Genomic DNA, 17,274 nt, shown 5'->3' with positions numbered 1-17,274 from the left:
GCAATGAAATCGCAAAAAGAAAATTACATTTTATGATATCTAATTTTTAGTTTTGAAGTGTTTAATAAATAAAAAAACGACTTATGAAAAAAGTACTTATTTTCGGTATGGTATTTCTAGGAATATCAAGCGTGTTTGCATTCCCTTTCCGTCCATCTTGTGGAAAAACCACTGTAGAAGTTATTGGCACCGGAGGAATGACAAACCAACAATTAGCAAATTATCTTGCACAAATTAATTATGATTTATGTGATGTTTGGCCATCTCATATTATAATTTACTCACATTAAAAAATGAGGCAATCTGAATAGCAGATTGCCTTTTTAAAATAATATATGAAACAGATATTTTTTTTCTGCATTATTCTTATTGCAGGTACATACAAAGCTCAAACCTCTTTTAATGTTGAGTATGAAGCTGATTATAAATTAGTTTATAAAGATCAAAACATACCGAATGCTACCATTCAGGAAGCTGCATTTGCTTTATTAATGAATAGAGAAGAATCTTATTTTAAAAATTTAAATAAATATGTAAGTGATTCTTTAAAGTATGAGAAAAAATTAAATGATAAGAGTGGTTATAATGACTATTTAAGATACTTTACTCCATTTGATGAAAATATAGGAATCACAACAGGCAAAATATATGTTACTGTGCCCGTTTCTGGTAAGGATTTTAAATATGAAGAAAGTAATGATATTAATTGGAAACTGGAAAATGAATATAAAAAATTTGGAAAATATAATTGTCAAAAAGCTACAGTAAAAAAATATGGCAGAACTTGGACAGCATATTTTACAAATGAAATTCCTTTCCCATATGGTCCCTATAAATTTAGCAAATTGCCAGGATTAATACTGGAGGTTTTTGATGATAAAAAAGATTACATTTTTACATTATATAAATTTGGAAAAAGAAAATATATATGTAAATCCGCAAACATGAACTCTAATGCAGATCCAATACAAAAACAAAAAATATTTGATTATAAGAGAAAAGATATAGGTAATCCTAATAAATATTTAGAACATATAGGCGACGAGGAAACAAGACAACTGTTGATAAAAAAGAGTTCCGAAAAAGCTAAAAGATATAACCCTATTGAATTAAGCCTATATTAGAACCCTAAAAATTTGGAAGATATCGCAGATGATGTTAATTTTATAAAAAACAAAAATGTTGGAGAAATCAAAAATAAAATATTTTAGCTATTATTTTCTTTTACTTCCGTTTGTATTAGGAGCATTATACATTTCAATTCAATTTTTGGTTGTTTATTGTATTTTCAAGGATAGTAATTATGATACTCTTTTTACCATAGTTTCCTGTTTACTATTATCACTTATTACATTAGTATTGACACTGTATTTCAAGGAAAGAAGCCAGTTTGTAAAAGATTTTTCAGAGTATGTTATCATTTTATATATTTCATGCTTACTGTCGTTTATCATTCACCTTTGGAGATTCAATTTTGGAACAATCCGGCGCTGCCCTTATAATTTTGATATTTCAGAAGCTAAAAATATTTATGACTTGACAATACTTTTTACAACCATTATCAACGTAATCTTTTTTTATATAATAAAATACAACAGGTTGAAATTTAAAAAATTACACATAATACTATTTGTTTTAGCTATGATTGCTCAATTTTTCTTTACACGTCATTTTAGAATGATATAAAAGTGGATATTTAATCAACATAAAACCCCCGAAAGAAAAATCTTTCGGGGGTTTATTTTTTGAGATGCTTCAACAGGCTCAGCATGACATTGCGAATACTAAATGTTTTAATATTGCGTGATTCGCGTAATTTGTAATCCAATCAAATAATCGAATAGTATTAGAGATGTCATGCTGAGCTCCGTCGAAGCATCTGAATAATCTTTTAAAGCAAGTTTTTTAATGTCCGAAAATCTCTTTCAAACTCAATTCCTTAAACGTCCCCATCTGATTAACAGCCTCCATATTCAGGTTTTCTTTTTTCCCGATAATGGCGGTATTGAAATGAATCGGTTTAATTTCTGTCTGATAAAACTGTCTTAAATCCTCAAATTTCAAACCTTGAATCTGCTGATAAATATCTTTCCTGAAATCATGCTGAATATTCAGTTTTTTCAATCTTAATATATTAAAAAAGATGTTTGTTCTTGTAATTCTTGTCGACGCAATTTGTTTCAAAGCTGCATTTTTAGCATTCTCAAATTGAGTCGGAACTTCAGGAAGCTCATCCATCAATTCCATCATGGTATCAACAGCAATTTGCAGTTTATCCGGCTGAGTTCCGATATAGGTTGTGATATAATCAGGATGGTTCAGTTCGGCATTTGCGGCGTAAGACACATAGGCAGAATATGCAAGACTCTTGCTCTCACGGATTTCCTGAAAAACAATTGAAGACAATCCTCTACCGAAATATTCATTAAAAACATTGATTTTCCCAAAGTTTCCTGTATTTACATTATGACCTTTTCCCACTTTACTCATCTCCATCTGAACCATATCATAATCGGTAAAATATACATTTCCGATTGTTTCAGGTTCAGGATATTTTCTCGGTTCAGAAATCTGAAGACTTTCATTTTCAACGTAATTTCCGATATATTTTTTAAAATTTTCAAAATCTTTCCCATAGAAAAATATCTGATAAGGAAATTTGAATAATTTTTTCATCCGGTCTGTAAAAACCTCAACTTTGCTGCTTTCAAGCTCCTCTTTTGAAATAATATTCGTAAAACGAGAGAACGCACCCAATTTTGTATAATTCGTTAAAGCTGTCATGATACGGCCTTTGTCTTTCTTCGTTGCAGCCCGGTTTTCTAAAACCGTTTCAACAAACTGATTGTAAATTTCCTGATCCGGTTTTACATTATACATCCAGTGCTGAAGCAGCTCAATCCCTTTTTCAATATTTTCTTCCAGCCCGCTTAAAGAAATCGAAAGCTGGTCATTGCCTGTTTTAAAATCGTTACTCACGCCAATTTTAAAGAATTCTTCCTTTAAATCTTCCGGTGAAAATTTTTCTGTTCCGAGATATTGTAAAATCTGAGTGGAAGTTCCTAGATCTCTGTCATTATCGCTTCCGAAAGGAAAAATAAAATGAACCTGCGCGATTTCATTATATTTATTTTTAACGAAACTTAATTTTTTATCTTTAATTAAATCTGTCTTTATTTCTTTCTGATAATCAATAAATTCCGGCTGAATATCTTCTGTTTTTTCTGCTAAAATTTCCTGTAAAAACTCAGATTGTGCCTCACGATTGATCTTTACTGGTGTAATTCCCGGATTTTCGACTCTGATTAATTTATCATTGACTCCTTTTTCTTTATAAATAATTACATAATTATCTTTGAAAAACTCATTGGCAAAAGCAACAACATCTTCTTTAGTAAATTCTGAATATTGCTCCATTTCATCCAGTTCCTGTTTCCATGTTCTTCCTTTGATGTAAGTGTCGTAAAGGTTGGTTGCCAATCCGTCTGCTGTTTCCAATGCCTTCATTCTCTGCAGTTTGAAATCATTGATTATTGCAGGAAGCATCCAATCGGGGAACTCTCCTTTTTTCATTAATTCAATCTGCTCCAAAACCATTTCCTTTGCTTCATCCAAAGTCTGCGTTTCCTTCGGAACAGCAACAATCGAAAAATATCCGTATTCCTTCAAACCTACCGAATAAGCCTGTCCCCAAAGCAGTTTTTGAGTCTGATTAATATTTAAATCTATCAATCCGGCTTCTCCCCTGTTGCTCAGAATATTGGCAACAATATCCGCCAGCATCGCTTCTCTCGTTCCATAACTTTCCGTTCTCCAAGCCAATTGAACTCTTGGCGTAGTCGGACTTTTCACTGTTCTTTTTACAATTTCAGTAATCGGTTTCTCAATAATTGGAGTTTTCTCTGGCAATTCTCTGTAAGGAATCGATCCAAAATATTGATCTACAAGCTGAATGGTTTCTTCAAAATCAAAATCTCCTACTAAAACCATCGCATAATTATTTGGAACATAATATTCGTCAAAATATTTGTGAATTGCCTTCATTGAAGGATTTTTCAGGTGATCCGGGTTTCCTAAAGTCGTTTGCTGACCATTCGGGTGGGTTGGGAAAAGAGCATCCATCAACTCATAGTTCACCAATCTTGAATCATTATCCTGCGCTCTGTTGAATTCCTCATAAACTGATTCCAATTCAGTATGGAAAAGTCTTAATGTTAATTCAGAAAACCTTTCTTTCTCTATTTTAAGCCACTTTTCAAGCTCATTATTCGGAACATTATTTTTATAAACCGTTTCGTCGAACCAGGTATGAGCATTTGTTCCAGTAGCTCCTAAAGAAGAAATTGCCTTATCATATTCATTCGCAATCGCAAACTGACTTGCTTCCTGAGAAATTTCGTCTATTTTCTTATAGATTGCTTTCTTTTTTTCGGCATCCTGTTCTGCTTTATGCTCTTCATATAAATCTGAAATCCGGTTTAATAATTCACTTTCCTTTTCCCAGTTATGAGTTCCTAATTTTGAAGTTCCTTTAAACATCATATGTTCAAGATAATGCGCCAAACCTGTATTATCAGACGGATCATTATTACTTCCCGTTCTCACCGGAATATAAGTCTGAATTCTCGGAGCATCAAAATTTTGGGCAAGAAAAACTTTCAACCCATTTTTTAAGGTGTAAATTCTTATTTTATTTTCGTCGTTGGAAATCGTGATATATTCGTAGTTATTTTTATCTGTATGAATCGTTTCGCTGTATCTTCTATCTGTCATAAATAAATTCATTTTCATTCTTAAAGATCAGAATGTATACAAATGTAAGGAATCGAAAAAGAATCATATTATTTTATAAAAATTAAAATCTATCATTAACATTCGCTTTTTATATTTAAGTTTGCACTAAGTTTTCCAAAAAATACTACCATGTCAGGAAATATTCTGATCATCGATGATGAGATCAAGCTCCTAAAACTGTTAGGAATGATCCTTTCCCAAGAAAATTTTAATGTAAAAGAAGCTTCCACAGCACGTTCTGCAATGACGATGCTCGAACAATACGATTTTGATGTCGTGCTGAGTGATGTCCGGCTTCCCGATGCTTTCGGAGTCGATCTTGTGAAGTCTATCAAAGCAAAATATCCTCATTTAGAAATTATTTTAATGACTGCATTCGGAAATATCACGGACGCAGTTCAGGCAATGAAAAACGGAACTTATGATTATTTGGTGAAGGGTGATGATAATGAGAAAATTATTCCGTTGGTATATAAAGCACTGGAAAAATCAAAGGATAACAAATCTAAGATCGTTCAAAAAAGTAGTGACCAAAAGGGATTTGACAGAATTATCGGAAATTCTCCATTAATTCTTCAGGCTAAAAAACTAGCGGAAAAAGTTGCTTTAACCGATGCAACCGTCCTTCTCACAGGAGAAACAGGAACAGGAAAAGAGGTTTTTGCGAATGCCATTCATGAAGGAAGCGACCGAAAGAAAAATAATTTTATTGCTATCAATTGTTCTGCATTCAGCAAAGAAATTCTGGAAAGTGAACTTTTCGGACATAAACAGGGATCTTTTACCGGAGCCATAAAAGACAAAAAAGGTCTGATTGAAGAAGCCAACGGCGGAACTTTATTTTTAGACGAAATCGGAGAAATGCCGATCGAACTTCAGGCAAAACTACTCCGTGTTCTGGAAACGAAAGAATTCATCAAAATGGGTGAAACAAAAGTCTCAAAGTCTGATTTCAGGCTGATTGCTGCTACCAACAGAAATCTGGAAGATGAAATAAAGCAGGGACATTTCCGGGAAGACCTCTATTTCAGATTAAATGTTTTTGAAATTACCCTTCCTGCCCTGCGTGAAAGAAAAGAAGATCTGAAAGCTTTAGCTAAAAATTTTGTTGATGTTTTTTCACAAAAGCTGCATCTATCCTCCGTTCAGGTGGTCCCGGAATATTATAAAGCTTTAGAAAAAAACGACTGGAAAGGAAATATCCGCGAACTCCGAAATACAATCGAAAGAAGTCTTATCTTAATGAATGACAATATTTTAGATGCAGAAAATCTTCCGCATTATTCAGAAAAAATTGTTTCCACAGAAAAAGATTCTTTAAGCATGAGATCTTTAGAAAAAGAACATATTTTAAAAGTTTTACAATATACAAAAGGAAATAAGGCCGAAGCAGCAAGATTGCTGGAAATCGGCATTGCAACACTCTATCGTAAGCTGGAAGAATACGAATTAAGATAAAAGTAAATCCTATCATTTTAATAACGAGCCTATCATTTTGATAGGCTTTTTTGTTTTTCAGCACAATTCAAATTTAATGTAACAAACTAATATAAAACGATTTAAATAAAATTTTATTTAAACGGACTTTCTTTTGGCATATAGGATTTAAATAATTTAAAATGGCAATGTTAAAAACGAACCGACCAAAATCAAAAATATCGGGATTTAAAGTTTTGATAGCACTTTATGCTTCAATGACAGTAGTAACAATAATTATAAAATTGATATGATTCTCATTAGTTTAATTCTGCTTTGCGCAATTATGTTCTGGCTTTTGTATAAATCTGTTGAATTTTTTAACAAAATATAAAATTATGTGGAGTTTATTTTTTCTTTCAATACTTGCATTTGTGTACATCTGCTATGTTTTAATCAAACCTGAAAAATTTTAACCAATTATCATGAATACAGAAATTTTAGGCATCATCATGATGTTTGCAATCACCTTAGTAATTGGCATTTTCTTAGGAAAGTATATTGCTGATGTGTATGGCTACAAAAAGACTTTTTTAGATAAAATTTTTCGACCTATTGAAAATTTGATTTATAAAATTTCAGGCATCAATCCAAACAAGCAAATGACCTGGAAACAGAACATGTTCGCCATGTTAACCATTAATCTGGTTTGGTTTATCATCGGATTTTTTATCTTATCAAATCAATCATGGCTTCCTTTAAATCCAGATGGAAATCAGAATATGTCTCCTGATCTGGCTTTTAATACGGCAATTTCTTTTTTGGTTAACTGCAACCTGCAGCATTATTCAGGAGAAACCGGAGTCAGTTATTTCAGTCAGTTATATTTAATGTTTTTGCAATTTGTAACGGCTGCAACCGGAATGGCTGCAATGGCGGTACTTTTCAAAGCATTTAAAGAAAAAACGACTACTGAATTAGGTAATTTCTATGATTTTTTCACCAAATCAATTATCAGAATATTAATCCCCATCAGTATTGTCGTGGCTTTTATCCTTTCAGCCAACGGAACTCCGATGACGTTTGAAGGTAAAGACCATATTACAACCTTAGAAGGTCAGAAAGCTGACGTTTCCAGAGGTCCTGCTGCAGCTTTTGTGGCGATCAAACATTTAGGAACAAACGGCGGTGGATTTTTCGGGGCAAACTCTGCACATCCGCTTGAAAACCCAAATTATCTTACCAATATGACCGAAATGGTCACTCAGATGATCATTCCCTTTGCATTGGTTTTCGCTTTAGGATTTTATTTAAAGAAAAGAAAACTTTCATGGACAATTTTTACAGTAATGACAATCGGTTTTCTGGCATTGACTGTTCCAACGATCATTAATGAAACACATGGAAATCCGTTGATTACACAAATGGGAGCCGACAATCATTTGGGAGCGATGGAAGGTAAAGAAATCCGTTTCGGAAGCGCTGCTTCAGCCTATTGGAGTATTGCAACAACGGTGATTTCAACAGGTTCTGTCAACGCAATGCACGACAGCATGATGCCACTTTCGGGAATGAATCAAATGTTGGCGATGATGATCAACTGTTTCTACGGAGGTTGTGGTGTCGGAATTTTAAATTATTTCATTTTTATCATTCTGGCTGTATTTATCAGTGGTTTGATGGTGGGAAGAACCCCCGAATTCATGGGTAAAAAGATTGAGGCTAAAGAAATGAAGATTGCGATGATCGTTGCGTTATTCCATCCTTTTTTAATCCTTGTCGGAACCGCTTTAACAGCTTATTTTCCTGAATTTGGAGCGAAAACGTTGAATAATCCGAGCTTTCACGGCTTCAGTGAAATATTGTATGAATTTACTTCTTCATCGGCAAACAATGGTTCAGGATTCGAAGGATTAGGTGACAACACGCCTTGGTGGAATATTTCAACAGGAATTGTATTGTTATTCTCAAGATTTATCCCAATCATCGGCCCGATCGCAATTGCAGGATGTTTAGCACAGAAAAAATACATCCCGGAAAGTTCAGGAACCTTGAAAACAGATACTGCAACCTTTGGATTTATGACATTAGCCGTCATTCTTCTGATTGCTGCCCTGTCTTTCTTCCCCGCACTTACTTTGGGACCGATAGCAGAACAAATTCAATACTTTGGTCATTAAGAAATTAAAAGATTGAGAAACTTAAAAATTACTTCATAGCAATTTTTAAATTTAAAATCAATCTTAGATAATCTAATTTCTAAATCTCTGAATTTCTAAATCTCTAAATTTTTAAGAATTAAAATGAAAAATCAATCACAAACATTGTTTCAAAAAGATTTGGTAAACGAAGCGATTAAACAGTCTTTCGTTAAGCTAAATCCGAAAATCATGTTTAAAAATCCTGTTATGTTTCTGGTGGAAGTCGGAACAATCGTAATGTTTATTGTAAGCTTATTCAGCTTAACGGGAGACAGATCGCAGGGAAGTTTTGCCTATAATTTTTTAGTATTTATTATCTTATTTTTCACGGTTTTATTTGCCAATTTCGCCGAAGCCATCGCTGAAGCAAGAGGTAAAGCACAAGCAGATACGTTGAGAAAAACGCGTGAAGAAACTCCGGCAAAAGTTATTTTGGAAAACAAACCGGGATTTCAGATAGAAACATCCTTAAAAATGTCTGCCGAAATGAAACTCGGAGATATTTTCCTTTGTGAAACAGGCGACCAGATCCCGATGGATGGTGAAATTATCGAAGGTTTAGCAACAATCGATGAATCAGCAATTACCGGAGAAAGTGCACCCGTAATCAGAGAAGCGGGAGGCGATAAAAGTTCCGTAACAGGTGGTACAAAAGTACTTTCCGACAGAATAAAAGTAAAAGTAACGACCAAACCCGGAGAATCTTTCCTTGATAAAATGATTGCCCTTGTAGAAGGCGCTTCAAGACAAAAAACACCGAACGAAATTGCATTAACCATACTTCTGGCAGGATTCACCCTCACTTTCGTAATAGTTACAGTTACTTTAAAACCTTTTGCAGATTTTGCGCAGACGCCGATCACTATTGCGGCATTTATTTCACTTTTCGTTTGTTTGATTCCCACAACGATTGGCGGTCTGCTTTCTGCAATCGGAATTGCGGGGATGGACAGAGCACTCAGAGCCAACGTTATCACCAAAAGTGGTAAGGCTGTTGAAACTGCGGGAGATATTGATGTTTTACTTTTGGATAAAACAGGAACCATCACCATCGGAAACCGTAAAGCAACACATTTTCACCCTTCCAATAATATTCAGCTTGAAGAATTTATAAAAGCTTCGGCATTGAGTTCTGTTGCCGACGAAACTCCGGAAGGAAAATCAATTATAGAATTAAGTCAGTTAAAATCAGAAGATCTGCTTGTTCTCAATCCTGTCTACATCGATTTTACGGCTGAAACAAGAACTTCAGGTATTGATTTTGAAAACACAAGAATCCGAAAAGGAGCTTATGATACGATTAAAAAACTGACTGAAAAAGCTGGAAATATTTTCCCGCCCGAAACTCAGGAGGCAACAACTAAAATTTCTGAAAACGGAGGAACTCCACTTGTAGTTTCTGTAAATGAACAAGTTTGGGGAGTTATTGAACTTCAGGACATTATTAAAACCGGAATTCAGGAACGTTTTCAACGATTGAGAAAAATGGGTGTGAAAACGGTGATGGTGACAGGTGATAATCCTTTAACTGCAAAATTTATCGCAGAAAAAGCAGGTGTAGACGATTTTATCGCCGAAGCCAAGCCTGAAGATAAAATGAATTACATCAAAAAAGAACAACAGGAAGGTAAATTGGTTGCTATGATGGGTGACGGAACGAATGACGCTCCTGCCCTAGCTCAAGCCGATGTAGGTGTTGCCATGAACAGCGGAACACAGGCTGCCAAAGAAGCCGGAAACATGGTCGATCTGGATAATGACCCGACAAAATTGATCGAAATTGTAGAAATCGGGAAACAATTATTAATGACTCGTGGAACATTGACGACTTTCAGTATTGCGAATGATGTTGCTAAATATTTTGCCATTATTCCGGCGTTGTTTATCACATTTATTCCGGCGCTTCAAAAGTTGAATATCATGAATCTTCACAGTCCGGAATCGGCGATTTTATCAGCAATTATTTTCAATGCGGTTATTATTCCTTTCCTAATTCCATTGGCTTTGAAAGGCGTTGCTTACAAACCGATCGGTGCAAGTGCCTTGTTGAGAAGAAACCTTTTAATCTACGGTTTAGGCGGAGTTATCGTTCCATTTATCGGGATAAAGCTTATCGATTTATTTATCAGTTTATTCTTTTAAAATTTAATTAAAATGAAAAATCATATTCTATCAGCATTCAGATTGACGCTCGTCATGTTGGTTATCGTTGGAATTTATTTAGGCATCGTTTACGCAGGTTCTAAAATTTTACCGACACAGGGAAATGCAGAAATTATCAATTATAAAGGTCAAAAATTTTATGCCAATATCGGTCAGGATTTTAAATCTCCGAAATATTTCCACGGTCGCCCATCTGCAGTGAATTACAATGCTGCAGGAAGTGCGGGAAGCAATAAAGGTCCAAGCAATGAAGAGTATTTGCAAAACGTGCAAAAAAGAATTGATACTTTGAAAATACAGAATCCCGAAATGGAAAATGTAAAAGTTCCTGTAGAATTAGTAACCGCAAGCGGAAGCGGATTAGATCCTGATATTTCCGAGGACGGAGCTTTATACCAAGCCAAAAGAATTGCAAAAGAAAGAAATATCTCCTTAGAAAAAATTGAAAATCTTATTAAAAATCATACAGAAAAATCACTTTTCGGACCATCTAAAGTCAATGTTTTGAAATTGAATATTGCTTTGGATAATTTAAAATAATAACACATTGTTATCAATATTTATATAATGAAATCAACAACTATTCAGGTTATTTTTTTATTGGGATTTTTTGCTTTAAATCCTATGAATGCACAGGAAACTCAGAAAGATTCTGTTTCCTTACAACCTAAAGATTCTTTAACTACAAAAACCGATTCTAAAATTCCTTTTGACGGCTATGATCTTACCTGGATCAACGGTCAAAACCGTCAGACAGATTTCCCTTTAACCCTAAAGGACAAGGACGGAGAAACGATTTTAACGGGTGTAACCTATGTAGATGCCTATTATAATTACGATTTCCGAAATCCAAAAGATAATACTCATACGATTTCAGCAGCGATCGGTCGTTCCAACGAATTTACCATCAATATGGCAAGTATCGGTTTAGAGACCAATTACAAAAATATGATCGGGCGTTTATGGCTGCAATATGGACAGATGGGTTCTATTGTTCAGGATCTTGACGGAACGGTAAATCATGGTAAAAATACCAGCGTCAATAACTTAAAAAACATCAGAGAAGCAGCCGCAGGTTATCATTTCAATGTAATGCATGGTTTGAATGTAGAATCCGGGATTTTCATGAGCTACATCGGTTTGGAAAGTTATGTTTTGGGTGAAAACTGGAATTACCAAAGAAGTTTGGTTTGCGATTTTACGCCTTTCTATTTTCAGGGAGCAAGAATCCAGGCGTATCCTTCAAAAAAATATAAGGTTGAACTTTGGATATTAAATGGATGGCAAAGTTATAATTCCTGGAATAAAGGTCTTGGATTGGGAGTTTCCAATTATTACCGTCCGAATGAAAACCTTCAGTTGGTTGCCAATTTTTATTTAAACGGAAAAGACACGAGAAATAACTCTGATGTTCGCCGTTTTCATCACGACCACAGTATTGTTGCGAGATATTTCCACAATAAAGAAAGCAATGGATTGTCACAGGCTGCATTCAGTATCAACAATCATTATGGGTTTCAAAGCGGAGGCGGTTTGAAGGCAAAAGACAATTACATGATCGGAACTTCTATTTCAAACAGACTTTGGTTTCATCATAATAAAGTCGCTTTATCTTTAAGAGCTGATGCCGTTTCAAATCCGGGAGCTTATCTGGCATTCTCCCCTTCTCCGGTTGCCAACAACGATTTTAATGACGCGATTGCCAATGGAGAAAAACTGAAAATGTTTCAGGGGACTGCAACAGTGGATTTAATGCCGAATCAATTTGTAACTTTCAGGTTAGAATACGGATTCAGAAAAAGTAATATTCCTTATTTCGCAGGACCTCAGGGAACGACAAGCCCCGACGGATGGATCGATACTCCGGTTGACTCCTGGAGACCGGATTTAAAAAAATCTGACAGCAGATTGACTTTAGCGGTAATGTTTAGGCTTTAATTGATAGAATTACATTTTTAATACTTACTACAAGCTCGAAATAATTAACTTTAATTGTTTCGGGCTGTTTAAACAAAGTACAATTCTTAAAAAACAAATTTTAAAATGAAAAAGTATATTGTCATTGGGTTTATGGTTGGGATATTTTTCTCGAAGGCACAATCTTCGGATTCGATGAAACTTGGCAATAAGATCACTTTTTCTGCCTATACAGAACTTTTTTACAGCTATGATTTTAATGAGCCTGCTAATCATAACCGTCAGGATTTTCTCTATTCATACAATCGTCACAATGAGCTGAATCTTAATTTAGGACTTGTAAAAGCCGCTTATCAAAGTGAAAATCTCAGAGCTAATTTTGCTTTAATGGCAGGAACTTATGCACAAGATAATATGGCAGCTGAACAAGAAGCATTACGATATGTAAATGAAGCCAATATTGGAATTAAAATATCAAAAAATAAAAACCTATGGATAGATGCAGGAATAATGCCTTCCCATATCGGTTGGGAAAGTGCTATCGGAAAAGATAATATGAATCTGACAAGGAGTTTGGCAGCAGAAAATTCGCCTTACTTTGAAACGGGCGCAAAAATCTCCTACACTTCAGACAGCGGAAAGTGGTTTCTAAGCGGATTGATTCTGAACGGATGGCAACGCATTGCAAAAGTCGAAGGAAATCAAAGCATCTCATTTGGACATCAGATTACCTATAAACCGAATAATAAAATTACATTAAACAGCAGCTCTTTCATCGGAAATGATAAATCAAAGGAGGAGAAAAAAATGCGTTATTTCCATGATTTGTTTGGAAGTTTTCAAGTGACGAAACAGTTTTCTGCCATTCTTGGTTTTGATATCGGAGCCGAACAAAAATTAAAAGGAAGCGAACAATACAACATTTGGTACACTCCAAATATGCTGATGAAATATCAATTTAATGATAAATGGGCTTTAGCAGGAAGACTTGAATATTACAGTGATAAAAATGGAGTTATCATCAGTACAAAAATGCCAAACGGATTTCAGACTTTCGGATATTCTCTGAATGTTGATTATGCGATCTTAAAAAATGTAGTATTCCGCACAGAAGCGAGAGGTTTTACTTCTAAAGATGCCATTTTTGTAAAAAATGATGAGTTTAAGCAAGGAAATTTCTTCATTACAACAAGTCTTTCGGCTTGGTTTTAATTAAGTATGAAGATGGAAGCCGGAGTAAAGATTACGGTTAATGACTTCCAGCCTGCAGTTTCAAACTTCCAACAACATCTATGTTTCAAAAAATACAATTAAAAAGAATAAAATCAATGTCATCATCAGCCAAACAATTTTTAGAACTGATCCAAAAATCCAAAAAAGGAAAATTCAAGATCTATATCGGTATGAGCGCAGGTGTCGGAAAAACCTTCCGAATGCTTCAGGAAGCCCATGCTTTGTTGAGAAACGGCATCGATGTAAAAATAGGCTATGTGGAAACTCACGGAAGAGAAGAAACGGTAGCTTTAGTAGACGGAATTCCTGAGATCGCCAGAAGGTCGTCTTTTTATAAAGGAAAAAACCTGGAGGAAATGGATCTTCAGGCCATTATTAACATTCATCCTGAAGTTGTTTTAGTGGATGAATTGGCACATACCAACATCGAAGGCTCAAAAAACAAAAAAAGATGGCAGGACGTTCTGGAAATCTTAGACAACGGAATCAATGTCATCAGTGCGATGAATATCCAGCATATTGAAAGTTTAAATGAAGAAGTCAAAAAAATAACAGGAATTGAAGTTACAGAGCGTGTTCCCGATAAAATTTTGGCTCTTGCGGATGAAGTGGTGAATATTGATTTAACGGCAGACGAACTTTTAACCCGATTGAAAGAAGGGAAAATCTACAAAAAAGAAAAAATTCAAACAGCTTTAAATAATTTCTTTCAAAGCGGACATATCTTGCAACTCCGCGAATTAGCATTAAAAGAAGTCGCCACCCACGTCGAAAGAAAAGTCGAAACAGAAATTAAAACCGAAAATTTTAAACCCATAAAATTCCTTGCCTGTATCAGCAGCAACGAGAAAATTGCGAAAAATATTATCCGTAAAACAGCAAGACTGGCAAGTTATTACAACAGTCCGTGGACAGTTTTGTACATTCAGCGACCATCTGAAAATCCTGAAAAAATAGCGTTAGATAAACAACGATATTTGATTAATAATTTTAATTTAGCACAAGAATTGGGAGCCAAAGTGATTCGGACAAAGGAAAATAGTGTTCATAAAGGGATTTTAGACTATGTGATTGAACATAATATCACCACAGTATGCATCGGGAAACCGCACGCAAAACTCTGGCAAAGGCTTTCAGGATACAGCTGGATTTATACTTTGATGAACCGATTGAATGAAAGACAAATAGACATTATTATTTTATCTTAAAACAATGAAAATCAAAACAAAACTCACGTTAGGAGTAGGTCTTTTGTTCGTACTGATCGTTTTACTTTCGGTGATTGGTTCCGTGTATATCAACAAATTAAAATCCGACACCGAAAAAATTCTTACAGCCAATTATAACAGCCTGGAATTTTCTCAAAATATGCTTCTGGCTTTAGATAAAATCAATACCGACAGTGCGATTGCTATTAAAGATTTCAAGAAGAACAATATTTTACAGGAAAAAAATTTAACAGAATTTGGTGAAAAAGAAGCCACTCAAAATCTTAATTTACATTTCGAAAGTTATTTGAAACAGCCAAGTATTGAAAAACAAAAGCTGATTCGCGAAGATTTGGTAAAAATCATGTCGTTGAACATGAAAGGCATCGAACGAAAAAGCGACATTGCTATTATCACTGCAGAAAACGCCACTTTCTGGATTGCTACTTTGGGAACGATTTGCTTTTTAATTGCTGTTACATTGTTATTTAATCTCCCTCAAACTATTGCCGAACCCATTAATCAGTTGACTTTCAGTATAAGACAAATTGCGAATAAGAACTATAACGAAAGGGTTCATTTTAAAGGAAGTGAGGAGTTTAGCGACCTTGCCAATTCCTTCAATGTTATGGCGGAAAAACTGCAGGAATATGAAAGCAGTACGCTTTCAACACAATTAATGGACAAAAAACGAATTGAAACGCTGGTCAACAATATGCATGATGCCGTAATTGGTCTGGATGAAAACAATTTCATCTATATGATTAATGATGAAGCCTTAAAAATCACCAATCTCAACAAAGAAGAAATCATTGGAAAAACTGTGCATGAAGTCGCCATCAATAACGATCTTATAAGAGAATTATTAAAAAACATCGATAATCCTTCAAAGGAACCATTAAAGATTGCAGCCGATAATAAAGAAAATTATTTTGATCAGGAGATTGTTCCTATTAATATTGTAAAGACAGGCGAAAAGGAAAAAAAATACATCGGAAAAGTAATTTTACTAAGAAATATTACGCCTTTCAAAGAACTTGATTTTGCGAAAACAAATTTTATTGCAACCATTTCCCACGAACTGAAAACTCCGATTTCAGCTATAAAAATGGGAGTTCAGCTGCTTGGAAATCAAAAATTCGGAGCTTTAAATGATCAACAGCAGGAACTATTAAAAAGTATTAATGAGGACGGACAACGGCTTTTAGATATTACGAGCGAACTGCTTAATCTTTCGCAAGTTGAAACCGGAAACATCCGTTTAAACATAGAAAATTGTTCACCAGAAAAAATTGTACAAACTGCCATAAAAAATGTAGAAATTCTTGCCGAACAAAAAAACATCAGCATTACAACAGAACTCAATATCTCTGAAAATGATACGATTACTGCAGATTTTGATAAAACAGTCTGGGTAATGAATAATTTTTTAGGCAATGCCATTAAACATTCTTTTCAGGATGAAAAAATTCAGGTGATTGTTGATAAATTGGAAGATTCTATACAATTCAGCGTGGCAGATTCCGGAAATGGGATTGACGAAAAATATCACCGTCAGGTTTTCGACCGTTATTTTCAGGTTCCAGGAGAGCATCAAAACGGGACAGGTTTAGGTTTAGCCATTTCCAAAAATTTCATCGAAAAACAGCATGGTGAAATTGGGGTGAAAAGTTCTTTGAATCAGGGAAGTACTTTTTATTTTAGGTTGCCTTTGGCTCAAAATAAAATTTTCTAAATTTGATAAATGGCTATTTATCAGTTTCGATTAAACTTACTTCCACGAAAAGGAGTTATTAATGAGTTCGGATTTATTCCTAACAAACTAAATATTAATCTTCAAGAAAGAAATAATCATTATTATCTTGAAGAAGATAATTTATTGGAAACTACTGACTTTTTCATTGATGCTTTAACTATAAAATTTTGGAATTACGTAGAAATTCTTCCGGCAGAAATTATTTATTACATCAACAAATTATTTCCCAGAAAACCATTAGAAAGCAAATCCCGCTATTATTACTGGAAACATTACAAAAGAACCATTAATACAGCAATAGATCATGATACCTCATTAATTTTAAATAAAGAAAATGGAAAAATAAAAGAACTTCATTTTCGTGCTGATTTAAGAGAAGACGGTTTAGAATTTTTAAACAAGTTCATTGAAATTTCAAAAAAATATGATTGCTTGTTGATGGATATTCAGGGAAATCTTGTCATTCCCGAACAAAAAGAAGTTTATAAATTAGTCCAACTTTCAAACAGTTATAAATTTTTGACAAATCCTGAAGAATTTTTAAACAGTTTAAGCAACGACAATAAAATATTAAATGATGATTAAA

Annotated in this window: 12 protein-coding genes; 11 read left to right on the top strand and 1 reads right to left on the bottom strand. The window is 34.3% G+C overall.

Going from position 1 to position 17,274, the window contains the following annotated elements:
* Positions 1-83: 83 nt before the first annotated feature.
* Together ABD745_RS03630 and ABD745_RS03625 are read left to right on the top strand one after the other, a co-directional pair.
* Positions 84-290, top strand: coding sequence for a hypothetical protein (locus ABD745_RS03630; RefSeq protein ID WP_344825329.1), 207 nt, complete (start codon positions 84-86; stop codon positions 288-290).
* A 45-nt stretch (positions 291-335) separates the two neighbouring features.
* Positions 336-1,124, top strand: a complete 789-nt coding sequence (locus tag ABD745_RS03625) for a GLPGLI family protein (protein WP_344825326.1) — start codon at positions 336-338, stop codon at positions 1,122-1,124.
* 781 nt (positions 1,125-1,905) lie between these two features.
* Here ABD745_RS03625 and ABD745_RS03620 read toward each other — a convergent pair.
* Entirely contained in the window at positions 1,906-4,773 is a 2,868-nt protein-coding gene (locus ABD745_RS03620) for a M16 family metallopeptidase (protein ID WP_344825323.1), read from the bottom strand.
* A 150-nt stretch (positions 4,774-4,923) separates the two neighbouring features.
* Here ABD745_RS03620 and ABD745_RS03615 point away from each other — a divergent pair, with 150 nt between their 5' ends.
* The 9 genes from ABD745_RS03615 (at position 4,924) to ABD745_RS03575 (ending at position 17,273) form a co-directional block, all read left to right on the top strand.
* Entirely contained in the window at positions 4,924-6,252 is a 1,329-nt protein-coding gene (locus tag ABD745_RS03615; RefSeq protein WP_344825320.1) for a sigma-54-dependent transcriptional regulator, read from the top strand.
* A gap of 443 nt (positions 6,253-6,695) precedes the next feature.
* On the top strand, positions 6,696-8,390 hold the full coding sequence (kdpA, locus tag ABD745_RS03610) for a potassium-transporting ATPase subunit KdpA (protein WP_344825317.1): 1,695 nt from the start codon (positions 6,696-6,698) through the stop codon (positions 8,388-8,390).
* Between the two features lie 123 nt (positions 8,391-8,513).
* The gene (gene kdpB / locus ABD745_RS03605) at positions 8,514-10,553 is read left to right on the top strand and encodes a potassium-transporting ATPase subunit KdpB (RefSeq protein WP_344825314.1); all 2,040 of its coding nucleotides are present in this window, start codon (positions 8,514-8,516) and stop codon (positions 10,551-10,553) included.
* Positions 10,554-10,565: 12 nt separating this feature from the next.
* Positions 10,566-11,114 (top strand): K(+)-transporting ATPase subunit C, encoded by a 549-nt coding sequence (gene kdpC / locus ABD745_RS03600; protein WP_344825311.1) that lies wholly within the window; start codon positions 10,566-10,568, stop codon positions 11,112-11,114.
* Positions 11,115-11,141: 27 nt separating this feature from the next.
* Positions 11,142-12,512, top strand: a complete 1,371-nt coding sequence (locus ABD745_RS03595; protein ID WP_344825308.1) for an outer membrane beta-barrel protein — start codon at positions 11,142-11,144, stop codon at positions 12,510-12,512.
* Positions 12,513-12,617: 105 nt separating this feature from the next.
* A complete protein-coding gene (locus ABD745_RS03590; RefSeq protein WP_344825305.1) occupies positions 12,618-13,703 on the top strand; it encodes a porin in 1,086 nt (361 codons plus the stop codon).
* Between the two features lie 116 nt (positions 13,704-13,819).
* On the top strand, positions 13,820-14,932 hold the full coding sequence (locus tag ABD745_RS03585; protein ID WP_344825302.1) for a sensor protein KdpD: 1,113 nt from the start codon (positions 13,820-13,822) through the stop codon (positions 14,930-14,932).
* Positions 14,933-14,936: 4 nt separating this feature from the next.
* Positions 14,937-16,667 (top strand): HAMP domain-containing sensor histidine kinase, encoded by a 1,731-nt coding sequence (locus ABD745_RS03580; protein ID WP_344825299.1) that lies wholly within the window; start codon positions 14,937-14,939, stop codon positions 16,665-16,667.
* 9 nt (positions 16,668-16,676) lie between these two features.
* Positions 16,677-17,273, top strand: a complete 597-nt coding sequence (locus ABD745_RS03575; protein WP_344825296.1) for a hypothetical protein — start codon at positions 16,677-16,679, stop codon at positions 17,271-17,273.
* The last annotated feature ends 1 nt before the right edge of the window (position 17,274 follow it).

Origin of the sequence: Chryseobacterium ginsenosidimutans (assembly GCF_039536845.1) — a bacterium.
In the GTDB taxonomy this organism is placed as follows: Bacteria; Bacteroidota; Bacteroidia; order Flavobacteriales; family Weeksellaceae; genus Chryseobacterium; species Chryseobacterium ginsenosidimutans_B.
This window is presented reverse-complemented; position numbering and strand designations above follow the sequence as displayed.